Here is a 15,976-nt window from a genome sequence, read left to right as displayed (position 1 = left end):
CTGTTTCGGGACAGCCGTCGCCGGAGTAGCCCGGCAGCCAAATGCAATTACAACGAAACATCAGGAGAACGTATGAATAAAACTAGGATACTTTGGGCGAGCGGCTTGTTGGCGATTCTAACGATAGCCATCGCCTGGCTGCTAGTGCCACCGGAATGGGATATATCGGTCGAACAACTCAATCAAGCTTCGCCGCCTTCAGCCGGCGCGACGATCGAACCTAAAACCTCGGACGGAGCGGTTTACGGCAAATTCCTAAAAGACAGTCTTTCCTTCATTACACCGGGTATTCCACCGACCGGCAACTACTTCCTGGGACGGAACTATCAATGGAACGGCATGTTCAGCCCGCGTTGGCAACTGTATAGCGGCAAGGCCACGCGGGCCTTGTTGGCGGCCGGACGCTTGGCCGACGCCCGCAAGGCTTTCATGGCAATGAAAGTGGGAGCCGATTCGATAGGCGTCGACGGCAGCGTGCCGTTCCAGTTGCCCGAATCGATGCGAGGCTACACGATCACGCCGGGTATCGTTGCTCAAGCGGCCAGTTTTTTTCTCGGCGAGTCCTGTTTGGCGGTTAAGGCGCTGAATCAATATCCGAGCGAAACAGCGGTCCAAGTCGGAAGCGATGCCGAGCGCAAGGCGGTCAGCGCCGCCCTGGCCAGGGCACTGGCCTGGTTGGAGTCTCAAGACGAATCCTTGTACAACGCCGACCTTTACGCGGCAAATCGCTTGCTGTTCGATGCCGTGGCTTATCAAGCCTGCGGCTCCCTGTTCGAAGACGAATTCGCGCTGAATTTAGTTGAAGGTTACTTGGAAACCGCTTTGGAAAAATTCGACGGTACCGCCGGCTATTTCATCGAGAAATCCGGTTGGGATACCCACTATCAAGCCGTAGCGATCAATCAGATCAATGAGCTGCTGATGGCGGGCTATGACGGCGTTCATACTGAGACCCTGCAAGCCGACTTGAAGCTGGCCGCACAGTGGCTGGCCGCCCGAGTCGGCGACGACGGCGTGCTGCACTCGGACGGCAATACCCGCACGTGCTGGAGCGGCGAAACTATTTTGGGCGGCGACAAATTGGTGGATGCCCGCGAAGTCTGGCGGGCCTTGGCCTATAGCGGCATGCGTTTCAAGGACGACGCCATGCAAAGCGCCGCCAATCGCCTGGCCAATTGGTTGCGGACCAAGCCGACCACGACTTGCGTCAGGTAAGCGGCGCGGCCGGATGCGTTCGCCGGCCGAAGCTGTCGGCGGACGCCGGTCTTCCGGTATAAAACCCTTGGTAGGACAAGCAGCCCTTGGCCTGTAGAAACTCGATTTGCTCCTGGGTTTCGACGCCTTCGGCAATCACGTTCAAGCCCAGATTCTTGGCCATGTTGATGATGGTTTCGACAATCACCGCGCCGTTGGGATCGACGGCGATGTCGCGGACAAAGCTTTGGTCGATTTTCAATTGGGAAATCGGCAACTTCTTCAGGTAGTACAGCGATGAGTAGCCTACCCCGAAATCGTCGATCGAGGTCAGGATGCCCATGCCTTGCAGGTCGCGCATTTTCTCGACGGTATCGTCGATGTCGCTGATGACGCAACCTTCGGTCAATTCGAGGACCAAGCGGCTGGCATCTATGCCGGTTTCGGCCAGAATGTGGCGAATGCGCGCGACGAAGCCGGCATGGCGGAATTGCCGGGAGCTGACATTGACCGCGATATGGCGTACCGGCACGGCTTGTTGATCCCAGCGGCGGATTTGCCGGCAAGCCTCTTCGATGACCCATTCGCCGATCGGCAGAATCAGCTGGGTTTCCTCGGCGATCGGTATGAATTCGGCCGGCGAAATCATGCCTTTTTCCGGATGTTGCCAGCGAATCAACGCCTCGACGCTCAACACCCGGCCCAGGTGATCGACCTGGGGCTGGTAATGCAACAGAAACTGGTGGGACTTCAACGCTTGGCGCAACTCCTTTTCCAAGGTCAGGCGCCGATCGGCCGACTGCTGCATCGACGGCCGGTAAAAGCTAATACTGTTGCGGCCGTTGGCCTTGGCGCGGTACATCGCGGTGTCGGCTTGCTGGATAACCGCCTCGGGTTGGTCGGTCGCTTCCGGAAATAGCGTGACGCCGATGCTGGTCGAAAAATGGTGCTCGCCCCCAAAGACTTGAAACGGTTGATTGATGGTCTGCAGAATTTTTTCCGCCAGCATCGCGGCGTGGTCGCTGACCTGTTCCATCAAGTGATAACGGCCGGGCACCATCACGATGAACTCGTCCCCGCCCAGCCGGCAGGCGGTATCTTCTTCGCGGATAATGTTCCGTAAGCGCCGAGCTACCTGGGTCAGCAAGTCGTCGCCGACATTATGGCCGAGCGAATCGTTCAAATGCTTGAAATGATCCAAATCCAGAAAAAATAGCGCGCCATAGGTCTGCTGACGTTTGGCGGCGGCGATTTCTTGTTTCAGCCTGTCCAGTAGCAAACGGCGGTTAGGTAAGCCGGTTAACGGGTCGTAAAACGCCAGCTCGTGAATTTCCCGTTCCGCGGCTTTTTGTTCGCTGATGTCCGAAAATATGGCCACATAGTTCAACAAGCGGTTTTGGTCGTCGCGGACGCCGGTCACAGTCAGCCAGCCGGGGAAGGGCTTGCCGTCCTTATGTCGGCTCCAAAACTCGCCTTGCCATTGGTTCTTGTCCGTCAGGGCGCGAACAATCCCGCGGCCAATCTTGCGCGCCGGCGTGCCGCTCAATAACAGCCTGGCATGGCGACCGACGATTTCCTCGGCCGGATAACCGGTAATATCCGTAAAGGCGTCGTTTACCCGAACGACGGCGCCGTGGGGATCGGCAATCAGGATGGCCTCGTGGGACTGAAACGTCGTCGCGGCGACGCGCAGTTCGTTCTCCTGCTGCTTGCGCCGCTCGATCTCGATGTTCAGGGCTTGATTGCTGCGTAGCAGGTCGCGGGTCTTCAGCGCCACCAGTTCCTCTACCCTGGCGGTACGGCCGGTGATCAGCATCAGACCGAACGCGGTCAACGCCGAGAACACGAAGCCGCCAAGCAGCAGCCAACGCGCGTCCCAGGTGTGCTGAAGCGCATAGAACTCTGGCGCCGGCCGATAAATCAAGGTCCAAAGACGGTCCGCAAAAGCGATGGTTTCTCGTTTTTCGAAAGCAGGCAAATGCAGACTGTCGAAGCGGTTCTGGGTTTGATTGTCGAATAGCGGAGTCTCGCCCTCCTTGATCGCCAGAACCAGCCGACTGTCCGGTAGTAGCGCGCGCGGATGGGCGATTTCGTCGCTCAACGTGAACACGCTGGCGAGCATACCGATTAATCCGGCTCGGCGTTCGGACGCGGACCGACCGACGCCGCTGGCGTATACCGGCGTATACAGCGCCCAAGCGCGATCTCCGCGGCGGGCCAATGTCGATTCGCCGCTGCCCGCCGCCGCCAGAATCGCGGCGGCGGCCTCGGGTTCGCTCGCGGCGTCGAAGCCATCGGGCTGGCTGGCGCCGACCCGATAGAGTTGGGGAAAATAGTAAGGGCGGTGTTCGGCGGCCAACCAGCCGCCGGCGGAATACTCGAGTACATCTAGGCGATACTGGCCTTCGAAACCCAGTCGATCTTCGGCGCGCACCAGCGGCAACCATTCCAGCGCTAAAAACTCGGGATGCGCCTCGAGCAGCGCTTTGCCGAACACATTGAATTGCTCGCGGCCGATGAATTTGTTGCTGTCGAATAGCGCCCGCAACGTGCGGTTGACTGACAGGTGATCGGCGATGTGTTGGCGCAGCGTCGCGCTCAGCAATGCGGTTTGCTTGCCGAAGCCATCCCGGAGACGTTGAATCTCTTGGTGCCGGTTAAACTCGAAGGCGGCGGCGACCAAACCGACGCATACCAGGAGCGGCATCACCACCGACACCCGCCGACGCCGCCAAACGTGGCGCGGCGCGGCAATGAAGGGTAACAACAGCGGCGTGAAAATCACCGTGCCTATCGAATCGCCGACCCACCAAACGCCCCAATTGAAGGCCAGATCGGCCGGCGCGACCAATCCCCTGCTGAACAAGTAGGTACAGCCGACCGTCGCGGAAACCAGGCAACTGAGGATGGCCAATGCAAAAAAACTGACGATGTGCCGGCTATCCATCAAGGGATTGAATTGCCCTAGCCAGCGCCGGATCGAAAAAGCGCCCAGCAGGGCTTGTCCACAGGCGCCGAGCGCGGCGGTAGCGCCCAACCACAATGGCGCCAGATTATCTTCGAATAGCGTTGGGTTTAAAAAGGCGTGGACCTGCGCGGCCAAAGCGCCGAGGAACAATCCGGGCAGGATGGTTTTGCCGTAAACCAGCGTCACGGCCAGGGCGATGCCGGCCGGCGGCCACACCGGGCTGGCGTAGTTGGGCGGCGTCGTTAGCAGGCCACCCAGGTAACCGCCAACGAAATACGCCAGCGCCACCGTCAAATTCGCCAATATAAGTTTCAGTGCGGCAGGCATGATAGAGGCGCTGTTTAGGTCGAAAGCCTCTAATCAGCGGATTCGCCGAAACGGCGGGTATCCAAATCGTAAGCCTGGCCAAAGCCGGCGATATACCGGCCGTGGATAGGGGTCAGCGCCAGCAACCGAAAATCGGGCAAGCTTCGCAGCAATGCCACGGTCGCGCCCAAGCGTTGCTGCATCGAATCCAGCACGCTGCCGTATTCACCACTATCGGCCTCGACTTCCGCGACCCGACACTCGAAACTGGCCCGGCGCCGGGCGAAGGGATTCGCGGCGTCTGCTTCCGGTTCGATCAGCAGAACGCCGGCCCGACGATGCGTCAGCAGGTTACCGGTATGACTGGCCAAGGCGCTAACGAAAATGTGGAACGCGCCGCGATCGAACAGAAACGGCGCGTAACTGGCTTCAGCGTGATGTTGTTCGGAGCGGGTCGCCAGCATCAAGCTATCCAGACGCGCGATTAAGGCCAGGCATTCGGCGTCCGGTTGCGGTGAATTCATTGAAGGGCGGGCGAAAGTTGCGGGTGGCGAAAGCAATCGACGGTGTGGTCGTTGACCATGCCGACCGCCTGCATATAAGCATAGCAGATGGTTTTGCCGACGAATTTAAAGCCGCGCTTTTGCAGATCCTTGCTCATTCGCGCCGATGCTTCAGTGTAGGCCGGAATCTCGGCGTGAGCGCGCCAGCGATTTTGTACGGTCCGGCCATCGACAAAACCCCAAATATAGCGGTCGAAACTGCCATAGGCTTGCTTAACCTCCAAGAAGGTGTTGGCGTTGGCGACGGCGGCCTGGATTTTCAGGCGGTTGCGGACGATGCCGGGATTTTGCAACAGGCTGTCGATTTTGCCCTGATCGTAGGCGGCGATTTTCAGCGGATCGAAGTCGTCGAAGGCGCTACGATAAGCCGGCCGCTTGTCCAGTATCGTTCGCCAGCTCAAGCCGGCCTGGGCGCCTTCCAGAATCAAAAACTCGAACAGCCGCCGGTCGTCGTGTAGCGGCACGCCCCATTCGTGGTCGTGGTAATGCTCTTCGTTGGCGCTGGCCAGCGCCCAGACGCATTTGCCGGCCATCAGTCTTTGTTCATCAGCTTTTTCAGATCCGCGAAGGGGTTGAAGGTAGCGGTCGGCGACTTGCCGTCCGAGCTGCCCTTGCTACCGTAGCGCACTTGCTCCTCATAGCGTTGATGCTCGTTGTCGTGGCAATACAAGCACAGCAATTCCCAGTTGCTGCCGTCCGGCGGATTGTGGTCGTGATCGTGGTTGACGTGATGCACCGTCAACTCGCGCAAGTTCTTGTGGTCGAATTCGCGGGCGCAGCGGCCGCAAATCCACGGAAACAATTTCAGCGCTTGCTCGCGGTAGCCTTTTTCGCGCTCTTCCTTGTAACGCCGAGCCTCGGCGATAATGTGATAGGCTTTGTTGTCCGACATGTCGATACTCCTGGGTCAGCCGCCGGTCGCGCTCATGTGCCGCAGAATGACCGGCTGTTCATGGATGTTGAATTCGTGCTTTTCCGGCTTGATGCGCATCGCCGCGACGATAGCCTGTTGCAAGACCGCCAAATCGCCCGGATGCTCGCGGACCACCGCCTTCAAATCGACCGAATGTTCGTTGCCCAGACACAGCAATAGCCTGCCTTCGGCGGTCAGGCGCACCCGATTGCAAGCGGCGCAGAAATTGGCGCTAAGCGGCGAGATAAAGCCCACCCGACTGGTACTGCCGGCCACCCGAAAATACGCCGACGGGCCGCCGGTCGAGTCGGCGATGGCTTCGAGTTTGAAGCGCGGCCGTAAGTCGGCGCGGATCGCCTCGCTCGGATAATAACTGTCGCCGCGCCGGTGTTGATCGACTTTGCCCAACGGCATTTCCTCGATAAAACTGATGTCCAAACCGCGATCGGCCGCGAATTGCACCAGATCGCCGACTTCCGCGTGGTTGCGATCCTTCATGACGACCGCATTCAGCTTGATGCGCTCGAAACCCGCCGAGCGGGCGGCCTCGATGCCGGCCAGCACTTGGCCAAGTTCGCCGGTACGGGTCAAGGCTTTGAATTTGACCGGGTCCAGGGTGTCCAGGCTGATGTTGATGCGTTTCACGCCGGCGGCACGCAAGTCGCCGGCCATATCGGCCAGATGCGAGCCATTGCTGGTCAAGACCAATTCGTTGAGGCCTGGTATGGCGCCGATGTTGCGTAATAAATCCAACGCGCCGTTACGCACCAGCGGCTCGCCGCCGGTGACCCTAATCTTGTTCACGCCAAGGCCGACGAAGGCTTCGCAAATGAACTGGATTTCTTCCAGACTGAGAATTTGCTTGCGCGGCAGAAACGTCATGTCTTCGGCCATGCAGTACACGCAACGAAAGTCGCAACGGTCGGTAATCGATACCCGAAGGTAATTGACGACCCGCCCGAAGCGGTCTGTCAGTTGGAAGGGTCTAATCGCTTGTACGGAGCCCATCGAAATCGTCCGGGAAAAGAGGCAAAAATTCTACCACAGAGTCGCGCGGCGGCCAGTTACGGCGGCCAAGCTCGGCTGAAAGTGCGGCGATAGACCTTGGTGGACGGGATGGGTTCAGTTATCCACCGGTTTCGCGGCGACTTTCCGGTAAGTGCGCGAGCAGAAAATCGCCGATTCGTTGCTCCAGCCAAAATGCCGGCCGCCACGGCAAACGGCCGCCTACGAAGCCGACGTGGCCGCCGCCGCCACAAACCTGCAACGTCACGCCGGACGCCAACTCGGCGGCGGCCGGTAGCACCGCCGGCGTCATGAACGGGTCGTCCTCGGCCTGCAGAATCAAGGTTGGAACCTCGATTCGTCCCAGAAATTGGCGCGAACTGGAGCGTCGGTAGTAATCGTGCGCGTCGCTGAAACCGTGCAGCCGCGCCACCACCCGGTCGTCGTATTCCCAAAACGAACGGATCGGCGCCAGATCGCCCAAGTCGTCGAGCAAGCCGGCTTGTTCGATACGGCCCAGGCGGTGCAGATGGCGGCGCTTGGCGACGATGTATTGTTTTAGCTCGCGCAATAGATAATCTCGATAGATTCTGGATAGGCCGCTATCCAAGCGGTCGGCGCACAAATTCAGCATCAACGGCACGGACACCGCGACGGCACCGCGCAACTCAATCGAATCGTGCCGTTCACCCAACCACTTCAGCAACACGTTGCCACCCAGCGAAAATCCGACGGCCGCCAGCGCGGTATCCGGCAGGCGCCGACGCAACGTGCGGTAGAGAAAATCCACATCCTCGGTGTCGCCGGAATGATAGCAGCGCGCCAGCCGATTCATCTCGCCGCCGCAACCGCGAAAATTCAGGGCTACGCTGCCGATGCCGAGTTGACGGAGTCGCCGCTGCACGCCGGCGATATAACCCGAACGGCTGCTGCCGGCTAGGCCGTGCAGCAAGATCGCCAGTGTGGGTTGCCGGTCGTAGAGCCAATCCAAATCGACGAAATCGCCGTCCGACGTCTCCAATCGCTCGCGCCGCAAGTCGATCGGTGCTTCGACGCGGCGCAGCAAGGCTGGATAGATAGTTTGCAAATGGCGGTTGTTCAGCCACCAAGCTGGGCGGAATTCGTTGGACATTGACTACCGCGGCATTTCAGGCGAACCGCGAAACGGTTCGGAGGCGTCCCGAGAATCGCCAACCGAGCGGCCAAGAACCCAATCGGGACCAAGCCGCTCAACCGAGGCCGTCAGTTTGGAATGTAAGGACATCATTGAAACATTCGTTCGGTAATCGGCCGATTCGCCGCCCGGTCGGCCTGGTGTTACCATGATCTCATCTCAAGCTGGTTGCGTTGACCGACGAGCATAGACGATTTACCGGCCACAATGCCAGAACCCGCACCCGATTCGCTCACGATGTCCAGACCCGTTGCCGTTAAGCCCAAGAAACTCGCCGCGCCGGCTCGCAAACCGAAGCCTGCGGGGCCATCCGCTCGCAAACCTCGGCGTAAACCGCCGCCGGCCCCGCCATCCGACTGGCGTTTGCTGGCGGCCGAAGCCGTCGGATTGGGCTTGGCCGCCGTGTTGGCGACGATGGTGGTGCTGGGCTATTCAGCGAGCTGGTTATCCGGCTCGGGATTTTTTAGCAGCTTGCTACCGTTTGCCGGCGGCGTCGTGGCGTTGATCGTGACAGCGGCCTTGTTGTTGGTCGGCTGGTATCAATTGCGCGTGCCATTGGCGCGGCGGTTGGCGCAGCTGCCGGCCGGCCTGGCGCTGAGCCTGGCGCTGGGGATGCTGTGGTTTGTGTTTCACGACGGCTATACCCCGGTATTCGGCCACTTTCGCACGTTGGTTGGCGGCAAGTCCGAGGCTGAGCGAGTGACGCTGGCTCACCAGGTTTACGCCGCTTACCGTCGCCACGAAATCGGCGGCCTGCAAAAACTGCTGCAACGCGCCGACGCCTACCGTTCGGCGATCCGCGAAGCCGCCGACGCCATCGGCGTCGACGAGTACCTGTTGCTGGGGGTAGCCGCCACCGAATCGTCGTTTTTACCGCGCGACAGTCATGACGGCGGTAAAGGCTTGTTTCAGATTACCGCCGTCCCCCAGTTCATCACCCGTCGAACCGCCGATTTGCTCGATGTGACGGAGCCGCAAGTGAACGATCCGCGCCATAACGCTTATCTGGCGGCCGCCACGTTAAAGCACTATCTTGAGGAAATGCGCGGCGATTTGTTTCTGGGTTTGCTGGCTTACAACATCGGCCCGCGCAACGGTGGTTTGCGCTTCATCATGCAGCAATACGGCGCGACCGATTTCGTGACGATGCAACCCTATCTGCAAACCTTGCCGCGCGATTATCCGATCCGGGTTTTGTCCTACGCCCTGGCTTTCAAACTGTGGCAGCGGGACGGCAAATTGTTGGCCTACGAAGAAGGCGATAATGCCGTCAAAATCCAGCAGCTTGGCATACCGGGGTTTTGATCGCGAGGGCTTAAACGCGAGCCGCGCGAAGTCGGCTGAAATGGGTCAGCGGAAACTCCGCGGATTTGAAGATCTACGATATTCGAATTTCTCGGGTTGCCAATAACCGCTCATTGGCCGATCTTGGACCTGGGTTAGGCAAGTTAGCTTGTATCGCATGTCGCCATATCCGCTGTTATTTGTCCGGGCTGGCCGTCGGCAAGCGCATCAGCACAAGCACCAACACTACCCCAGGCAGGCCGATCACGGCTGAATACACGAAAAAAGCATGGTAACCGAACTGCGCGACCACTTCGCCGGATATACTGCCGATCAATTTGGCCGGCAAGGTCATCAACGAGCTGAACAAAGCGTATTGGGTGGCGGTGTAAGCCGTATTGGTCAGACTGGACAGATAGGCGATGAAAGCCGCCGAGGCAATGCCGCCGCTAAGGTTGTCGGCACTGATTACGCCGGCCAATAAGCGGGTATCCGGCTCGACGACCGCCAATGCGGCGAACAGCAAATTGGTGGCGGCTACAATCACGGCCCCGAGCAACAGCGGTCGCATGATGCCGAACTTCATCACCAGAACCCCACCCAGCGAAGTACCGAGGATGGTCATGAAAAAACCGAAAATTTTGCTGACGTCGGCAATATCCTTTTTACTGAAACCCAGTTCCAGATAAAAGGGGTTTGCCATCACGCCCATCGCGATGTCGCTCATCTTGTAAACCGCGATCAGCAGCAATATCAGCAACCCGGTTCTGCCGTTTCGCTGGAAAAACTCGACAAACGGACTAAGCACCGCGTCCGACAGCCAACCCGTCAAGCGCTTGAGGGGCGAAGACAAATCGGCAATACCCAGCGCCGATTCAAGCGATGCTTCCAGCTGCCGTTCTTCAGCCGCTTGCTTGTGAGACGGCTCTTTGACCAACAGCGTCGTGATGATGCCCAACAACATCGACGCGGCCATGACTTGGTAAGCCAATCGCCAACTGGCGAATTCGGCGATATAAAAAACACCGGCTCCGGCGGCCAATAACGACAAGCGATATCCAAATACATACATGGCGGCCATCGCGCCTTGAAAGCGGACAGCGGCCGCCTCGATTCGATAGGCATCGATGGCGATATCCTGGGTCGCCGAGCAAAAAGCCACCAATACGGCCAGCAATGCGACATCCGCCAAGTGACCTACCACATCCGCACCGCTGATCGCCCACAGGCCAACCGCGATGCCGAGTTGCGCGCTCAGCATCCAACTACGCCGCCGCCCTAGCCAGGAATCCAAAAGTGGTAGCGGCAAACGATCGACCACCGGCGCCCACAACACTTTGACGGAATAAGCGACGCCGACCAAGCTGAAGTAGCCGATGACCGACAAATCGACGTGTTCGTCGGCCAGCCAAGCGGAGAGCGTGGTCGAAATCAACGAAAAAGGCAGGCCGGCCGAAAAACCCAGAAAGATCATCGCCGCGACCCTCGGCCGGGTATAAACAAAAAAAGCGCTGTGCCAACTACCAGAAGTATTTGACACGCGCTTTCCTTGGTTTACAACGACAATCCGACCGACGGCGCTTAGCCGTTGATCAGATAATGGGTCAAAATACTAGCCGCATAGCCGGCGGCGATAACCGGCGTCCATTTCAAGTGACTGAAGAAGGTGTACTTATGATTGGACTGCCCCATCAGCGCCACACCCGCGGCCGATCCGACCGAAAACAGCGAACCGCCGACGCCAGCCGTCAATGTCACCAACAACCATTGGTACAAGTCCATGTCCAGATTCATGTTCAGCACCGCGAACATCACCGGAATGTTATCGACGACGGCGGATATCACACCGACCAGGATGTTGGCGGTGGTTTGGCCCAAGCCGTCGTACATCGCGGCAGACAGCAACTCCAGATAACCGATGTAACCCAGACCGCCGACAGCGAAAACCACGCCGAAGAAAAACAGCAACGTATCCCACTCAGCTTCTTTTACCCGATCAAAGACATCGAGACGCACTTCATCAGCCGCGGAGAAACGAACCTTTACGTAATAAATGAATAGCATCAGGATGGACAAACCCGCCATCATGCCCATGAACGGCGGCAAATGCAGAAACTGTTTGAAGCTAACCGCCAAACCGATGGTAACGCCAAACAAACCGCACACCACCCAACCACCGGGCTTCAATTCAACAGCGGCCTCGTTGGTTGCTTCAGGCTGCCCGCTTGGAACCGCTTGCGCCATGAAAAACGCCGGCACCACGAAATTCACGACCGAAGGAATGAACAACTTGAAGAAGTCGAAAAATTCGGCATAACCGGCTTGCCAAACCATCAGGGTCGTAATGTCGCCGAATGGGCAAAACGCGCCGCCGGCATTCGCGGCAATCACCAAATTGACGAAACCGACAGAGACGAATTTTTCGTTATCCGCGCCGACCGCCATGACCACGGCGCCGACCAGCAAGGCAGACGTCAGGTTGTCGGCTACCGAGGACAGGAAAAAGGTGATGATGCCGGTGATCCAGAACAGCTGTTTGTAGCCGAACTGCTTTCTGATCAACCAGGATCGTAACGCTTCGAAGACGTTGCGCTCGGCCATGGTATTGATATACGTCATCGCCACCAGCAGGAACAGCATCAATTCGGCATATTCCTTGAGGTCGTGCTCGAATGCGCTGTGCAGCTCTTCGCCGGATACGCCGGCGTCGTGAGCCAAAATCGCCACGTGCGCCCAAATGACCGCCGCCGCGAATATGACCGGTTTCGATTTGCGCAAATGAGTAAATTCCTCGGCCATCACGAAACCGTATGCAACCAGGAAAATCAGAACGGTATAGACGCCCCGCTCGGTTCCGGTCAGCCCCAGATTCTTAAATTCTTCGGCCATGGCGAGTTCCGGTAGGAACAACAAACCGGCCAAAATCAACAGTGCGCGCAACAAGATAGCCCCCTTATCCTCTATATGTTCTAGTCGTTATCAAAAGCGGAAAAATCTAACCGGGCATGGTACCACCATACAATATTCTTTGTCATTTAATCCCAGCGAGTATAATATTCAATTACCTATCAAATTAGTCAGTAAAGCGATCCGCCCACCTAAATGTATCAATACAATCAAAGAGATCAAACACTTATCGAAGAGCGAGTCCGGCAGTTCCGCGGGCAGACCGAGCGATTTTTGAACGGAGAATTGGACCCCGATCAGTTCCGCGCGCTACGCCTAATGAACGGCCTTTATATCCAAACGCACGCGCCAATGTTGCGTGTCGCGGTGCCTTACGGATTACTGTCGTCTCGACAATTACGCAAACTTGCGTCGGTGGCACGCGACTATGATCGCGGCTATTGCCATTTTACGACACGCCAAAACGTTCAATACAACTGGCCGGAACTTTCCCGAGTACCCGATTTACTCGCAGAGCTCGCGACCGTGCAAATGCATGCGATTCAAACCAGCGGCAACTGCCTGCGCAACACCACCTCGGATCATTTGGCAGGCATATGCCGGGACGAGATAGAAGATCCGCGCCCTTATTGCGAACTTATTCGGCAATGGACAACCTTGCACCCGGAGTTCGCGTATTTGCCACGTAAATTCAAGATCGCGGTCAGCGGCGCCGGTCATGATCGCGCCGCCGTGCAATTCCACGATATCGGGGTCTACCTGATAAAAAATGAGCAGGGTGAAACCGGCTTTAGAATTTTGGCGGGTGGCGGCTTGGGCAGAACGCCGATTATCGGTCAAACCGTCAAAGGCTTTCTGGAGAAAAAGCATTTGCTGTCCTACCTGGAAGCCATTGTGCGGATTTACAACTTGTTTGGTCGGCGCGACAACAAATACAAGGCCCGCATCAAGATCCTGGTCAAGGAAACCGGATTGGAAAAATTTACGGCGATGGTCGAGGAGGAATGGCTCAGAATCCGCGATTCCTTGGTGCTCGGCGACGAGCGTATCGAGGAAATCAAGGCCCAATTCGCGCCACCACCCTACCGCGACTTTACCGGCGACGATACCGGCTTTTCGGCGAAACAAGCCGAGGACGGCCGTTTTGCGAAGTGGGTGAAGCACAATACCGTCGAGCACAAAATCCCGGGCTATCGCGGGGTTTACGTGTCGTTGAAAGCGCCGGATTCGCCACCCGGCGACATTACCTCGGAACAACTAGACGCATTGGCAGAGCTTGCCGATCGCTTCAGCTTCGGCGAAATCAGAAGCACGCACCGGCAAAATCTGGTGCTGGCCGATGTCGAGCAAGCCAGTCTGTACCAACTCTGGCGGCAATTGGACGCGCTTAAGCTAGCCACGCCGAATATCGGCACCGTCACCGACATGATCTGCTGCCCCGGACTGGACTTTTGCTCGCTGGCCAACGCCGGATCGATCGGCGTGGCCAAGGAAATCAACGAAGCCCTGGACGATATCGATTATATCCATGACGTCGGCGACCTGAAGATCAACATGTCAGGCTGCATGAACGGCTGCGCCCATCAAAGCGTCGGCCACATCGGCATTCTAGGCGTCGACAAGCATGGCGAAGAGTGGTACCAAATCACGCTCGGCGGCTCGTCGGAAAATGACGCGGCGATCGGCGAACGCCTGGGTCCGGCAATCGCCAAAGCCCAAATCACGGCCGCGATCACAACGATACTCGATGTCTACTTGCAACTGCGTCAGGAAAACGAAGCTTTTCTGCAAACCGTCTACCGCGTTGGCCTGGAACCATTCAAAGCAAAAGTTTATGCAAATCATTAAAGACCGTACATTAACCACGGACGCCTGGCGGTTTCTCGCTGACGATGCCGAGATCCCCGGCGATAGCGACGTCACCGTGACTCTTCAACGCTGGCTGAACGACAAAGCCGTCCTTTCCGGCCGGACAGGTCAAACCGGCGTGCGCATCGAGCCTGATGACAATATCGGCGACCTCGCCGGCGACCTACCCAATTTGTCGCTGATCGAGGTGGATTTCCCAACCTTCACGGACGGCCGAGGCTTTTCCCTGGTCCGGTTGTTGCGCGATAAATACGGGTACAGGAGCGAAATCAGGGCTGTCGGCCAATTTTCGGCGGATCAGGTTTTTTACCTTTCCCGCGTGGGCGTTGACACTTTCGCGCTAGCGGATGAAGCGCAAGCCCAAGTCGCCTTGGCAGCGTTTAACGATTTTAGCGTTACCTATCAACCCTCGGCTCGTTGAAGCCACCCACACCACTACTCGGGGCGGACGTTTAAACGCCGCGCCGTAAACAAACAAAAACCCGGCGACCTCTCGGCCAGCCGGGTTTTTTATGCGACTACGCAGCCGCCTACTTCTTGATGATGGCGATGCCTTTCAGCAAATTCAGCGCCTCATGCAACGGATAGTCACGCACTTCGGTTTCAGTGTCGCTACCGTCTTTTTGCAATACGTCCTTGGCGTCTTCTTTATCGTCCTCATCCGCTTTTTTATCCGGTTTCGCATTCCCGTTGGTCAAATGGTGGGTCAAATCAGCCTCCTTGATCGACTCCAATTTGGCCTTATCCAACGCCTCCAGCTTGAAGCGGGCCAGCGTGACGTCGGGTTCGATACCTTCCGCCTGGATGGACCGACCCGAAGGCGTGAAGTAACGGGCCGTTGTCAGCTTCACCGCCGCGCCATTGCTGGTAGGCAATATGGTTTGCACGGAACCCTTGCCGAACGATTTTTCGCCCATGATGATCGCGCGCTTATGGTCTTGCAGCGCTCCTGCAACAATTTCGGATGCCGAAGCCGAGCCGCCGTTAATTAGCACGACGATGGGCGCGCCGTTAATAACGTCATCCGGCGTCGCATTAAAACGCATTTCCGAATTCTTGATTCGGCCTTCGGTATAGACGATCAGACCGGACTCGATAAAGGCATCGCTGACATCGACCGCCGCGTTCAATACACCGCCGGGGTTATTGCGCAAATCCAACACCAAGCCTTTCAGCGGGCCTTCGTTTTCTTTCTTCAATTCGTCCAGTGCGTCCAGCAAGCCTTGGCCGGTGCCCGATTGAAAACTGCTGATCCGCAAGTAGCCGTAGTTTTTCTCCAGCAAACGGTTTTTGACGCTTTTAACCTTGATAATGTCGCGGGTCAGCGTAAATTTCAACGGCGCTTCCTCTCCTTCACGGATGACCGTTAGCACGATGTCGGTGCCCGGTTCGCCGCGCATCACTTTCACGGCATCCGCCAACGTCATTCCCTTGACCGGCTTGTCATCCAAGCGAACGATCAAATCGCCAGCCTTGATGCCGGCCTTTTGAGCCGGCGTATCGTCGATCGGCGAAACCACTTTCACGAATCCGTTCTCCATCCCGACTTCGATGCCCAGCCCACCGAATTGACCGGTCGTACCCTCTTGCAGCTCTTTATATTCCTCGCTGGCCAGATAAGCCGAATGCGGATCGAGGCCGGACAACATGCCGCGAATCGCATCCTCCAGTAACTTTTTATCGGATACCGGTTCGACGTAATCCTGTTTAATCCGCCCGAAAATCTCGGTAAAGGTTCTCAACTCGTCGAACGGCAACGATTGCAGGTCGTCGGCCTTGGCCGCCGCCGGCGC

Annotated in this window: 13 protein-coding genes; 4 read left to right on the top strand and 9 right to left on the bottom strand. The window is 57.6% G+C overall.

Translation table 11 applies throughout. The annotated features are described in order from the left end of the window. Window positions 1–72 precede the first annotated feature (72 nt). Complete coding sequence (locus A1355_RS14075; RefSeq protein WP_064029204.1) at window positions 73–1,215, top strand: hypothetical protein; 1,143 nt, start codon at window positions 73–75, stop codon at window positions 1,213–1,215. On the opposite strand, the gene A1355_RS14070 is transcribed toward A1355_RS14075, so the two are convergent. The 6 genes from A1355_RS14070 to A1355_RS14045 all read right to left on the bottom strand — a co-directional run bounded on the left by A1355_RS14070 (window position 1,208) and on the right by A1355_RS14045 (window position 8,081). Further along, window positions 1,208–4,489 carry an EAL domain-containing protein gene (locus A1355_RS14070; protein WP_064029202.1) on the bottom strand — a complete coding sequence of 1,094 codons (3,282 nt, stop codon included), beginning with the start codon at window positions 4,487–4,489 and terminating at the stop codon, window positions 1,208–1,210. The two genes, A1355_RS14075 and A1355_RS14070, sit on opposite strands and share 8 nt — an antisense overlap. Before the next feature lie 29 nt (window positions 4,490–4,518). Further along, window positions 4,519–4,992: a HugZ family protein gene (locus tag A1355_RS14065; protein WP_064029200.1), complete on the bottom strand. Its 474-nt coding sequence runs from the start codon at window positions 4,990–4,992 to the stop codon at window positions 4,519–4,521. Then, window positions 4,989–5,564 carry a DNA-3-methyladenine glycosylase I gene (locus A1355_RS14060; RefSeq protein ID WP_064029198.1) on the bottom strand — a complete coding sequence of 192 codons (576 nt, stop codon included), beginning with the start codon at window positions 5,562–5,564 and terminating at the stop codon, window positions 4,989–4,991. Before A1355_RS14060 ends, A1355_RS14065 begins: the two co-directional genes overlap by 4 nt. Beyond that, complete coding sequence (locus tag A1355_RS14055; protein WP_064029196.1) at window positions 5,564–5,923, bottom strand: YajD family HNH nuclease; 360 nt, start codon at window positions 5,921–5,923, stop codon at window positions 5,564–5,566. Before A1355_RS14055 ends, A1355_RS14060 begins: the two co-directional genes overlap by 1 nt. 15 nt (window positions 5,924–5,938) lie before the next feature. Continuing rightward, complete coding sequence (moaA, locus tag A1355_RS14050; RefSeq protein WP_064029194.1) at window positions 5,939–6,952, bottom strand: GTP 3',8-cyclase MoaA; 1,014 nt, start codon at window positions 6,950–6,952, stop codon at window positions 5,939–5,941. Between the two features lie 118 nt (window positions 6,953–7,070). After that, a complete protein-coding gene (locus A1355_RS14045; RefSeq protein WP_064029191.1) occupies window positions 7,071–8,081 on the bottom strand; it encodes a hydrolase in 1,011 nt (336 codons plus the stop codon). 279 nt (window positions 8,082–8,360) lie between these two features. On the opposite strand from A1355_RS14045, the gene A1355_RS14040 reads away from it, so the two are divergent. Beyond that, window positions 8,361–9,428 (top strand): lytic transglycosylase domain-containing protein, encoded by a 1,068-nt coding sequence (locus A1355_RS14040; RefSeq protein WP_064029188.1) that lies wholly within the window; start codon window positions 8,361–8,363, stop codon window positions 9,426–9,428. 175 nt (window positions 9,429–9,603) lie between these two features. Here A1355_RS14040 and A1355_RS14035 read toward each other — a convergent pair whose 3' ends face one another. Together A1355_RS14035 and nhaD are read right to left on the bottom strand one after the other, a co-directional pair. Further along, complete coding sequence (locus tag A1355_RS14035; protein WP_064029186.1) at window positions 9,604–10,947, bottom strand: AmpG family muropeptide MFS transporter; 1,344 nt, start codon at window positions 10,945–10,947, stop codon at window positions 9,604–9,606. A 41-nt stretch (window positions 10,948–10,988) separates the two neighbouring features. Continuing rightward, window positions 10,989–12,296 (bottom strand): sodium:proton antiporter NhaD, encoded by a 1,308-nt coding sequence (nhaD, locus tag A1355_RS14030; protein WP_175463725.1) that lies wholly within the window; start codon window positions 12,294–12,296, stop codon window positions 10,989–10,991. A gap of 213 nt (window positions 12,297–12,509) precedes the next feature. Here nhaD and A1355_RS14025 point away from each other — a divergent pair, with 213 nt between their 5' ends. Both A1355_RS14025 and A1355_RS14020 read left to right on the top strand, forming a co-directional pair. Beyond that, window positions 12,510–14,162 carry a nitrite/sulfite reductase gene (locus tag A1355_RS14025; protein WP_064029182.1) on the top strand — a complete coding sequence of 551 codons (1,653 nt, stop codon included), beginning with the start codon at window positions 12,510–12,512 and terminating at the stop codon, window positions 14,160–14,162. Next, the gene (locus A1355_RS14020) at window positions 14,149–14,604 is read left to right on the top strand and encodes a DUF934 domain-containing protein (RefSeq protein ID WP_064029180.1); all 456 of its coding nucleotides are present in this window, start codon (window positions 14,149–14,151) and stop codon (window positions 14,602–14,604) included. Before A1355_RS14025 ends, A1355_RS14020 begins: the two co-directional genes overlap by 14 nt. Before the next feature lie 109 nt (window positions 14,605–14,713). Here the strand turns inward: A1355_RS14020 and A1355_RS14015 are convergent. Then, window positions 14,714–15,976, bottom strand: a 1,263-nt coding sequence (locus A1355_RS14015) for a S41 family peptidase (protein ID WP_064029178.1), incomplete at its 5' end; no start/stop codon positions are given.

The sequence above is a fragment of the Methylomonas koyamae genome, assembly GCF_001644025.1.
GTDB lineage: Bacteria > Pseudomonadota > Gammaproteobacteria > Methylococcales > Methylomonadaceae > Methylomonas > Methylomonas koyamae_A.
Note: the sequence above shows the minus strand (reverse complement) of the source record. Positions and strands in the feature narration are given on the sequence as shown.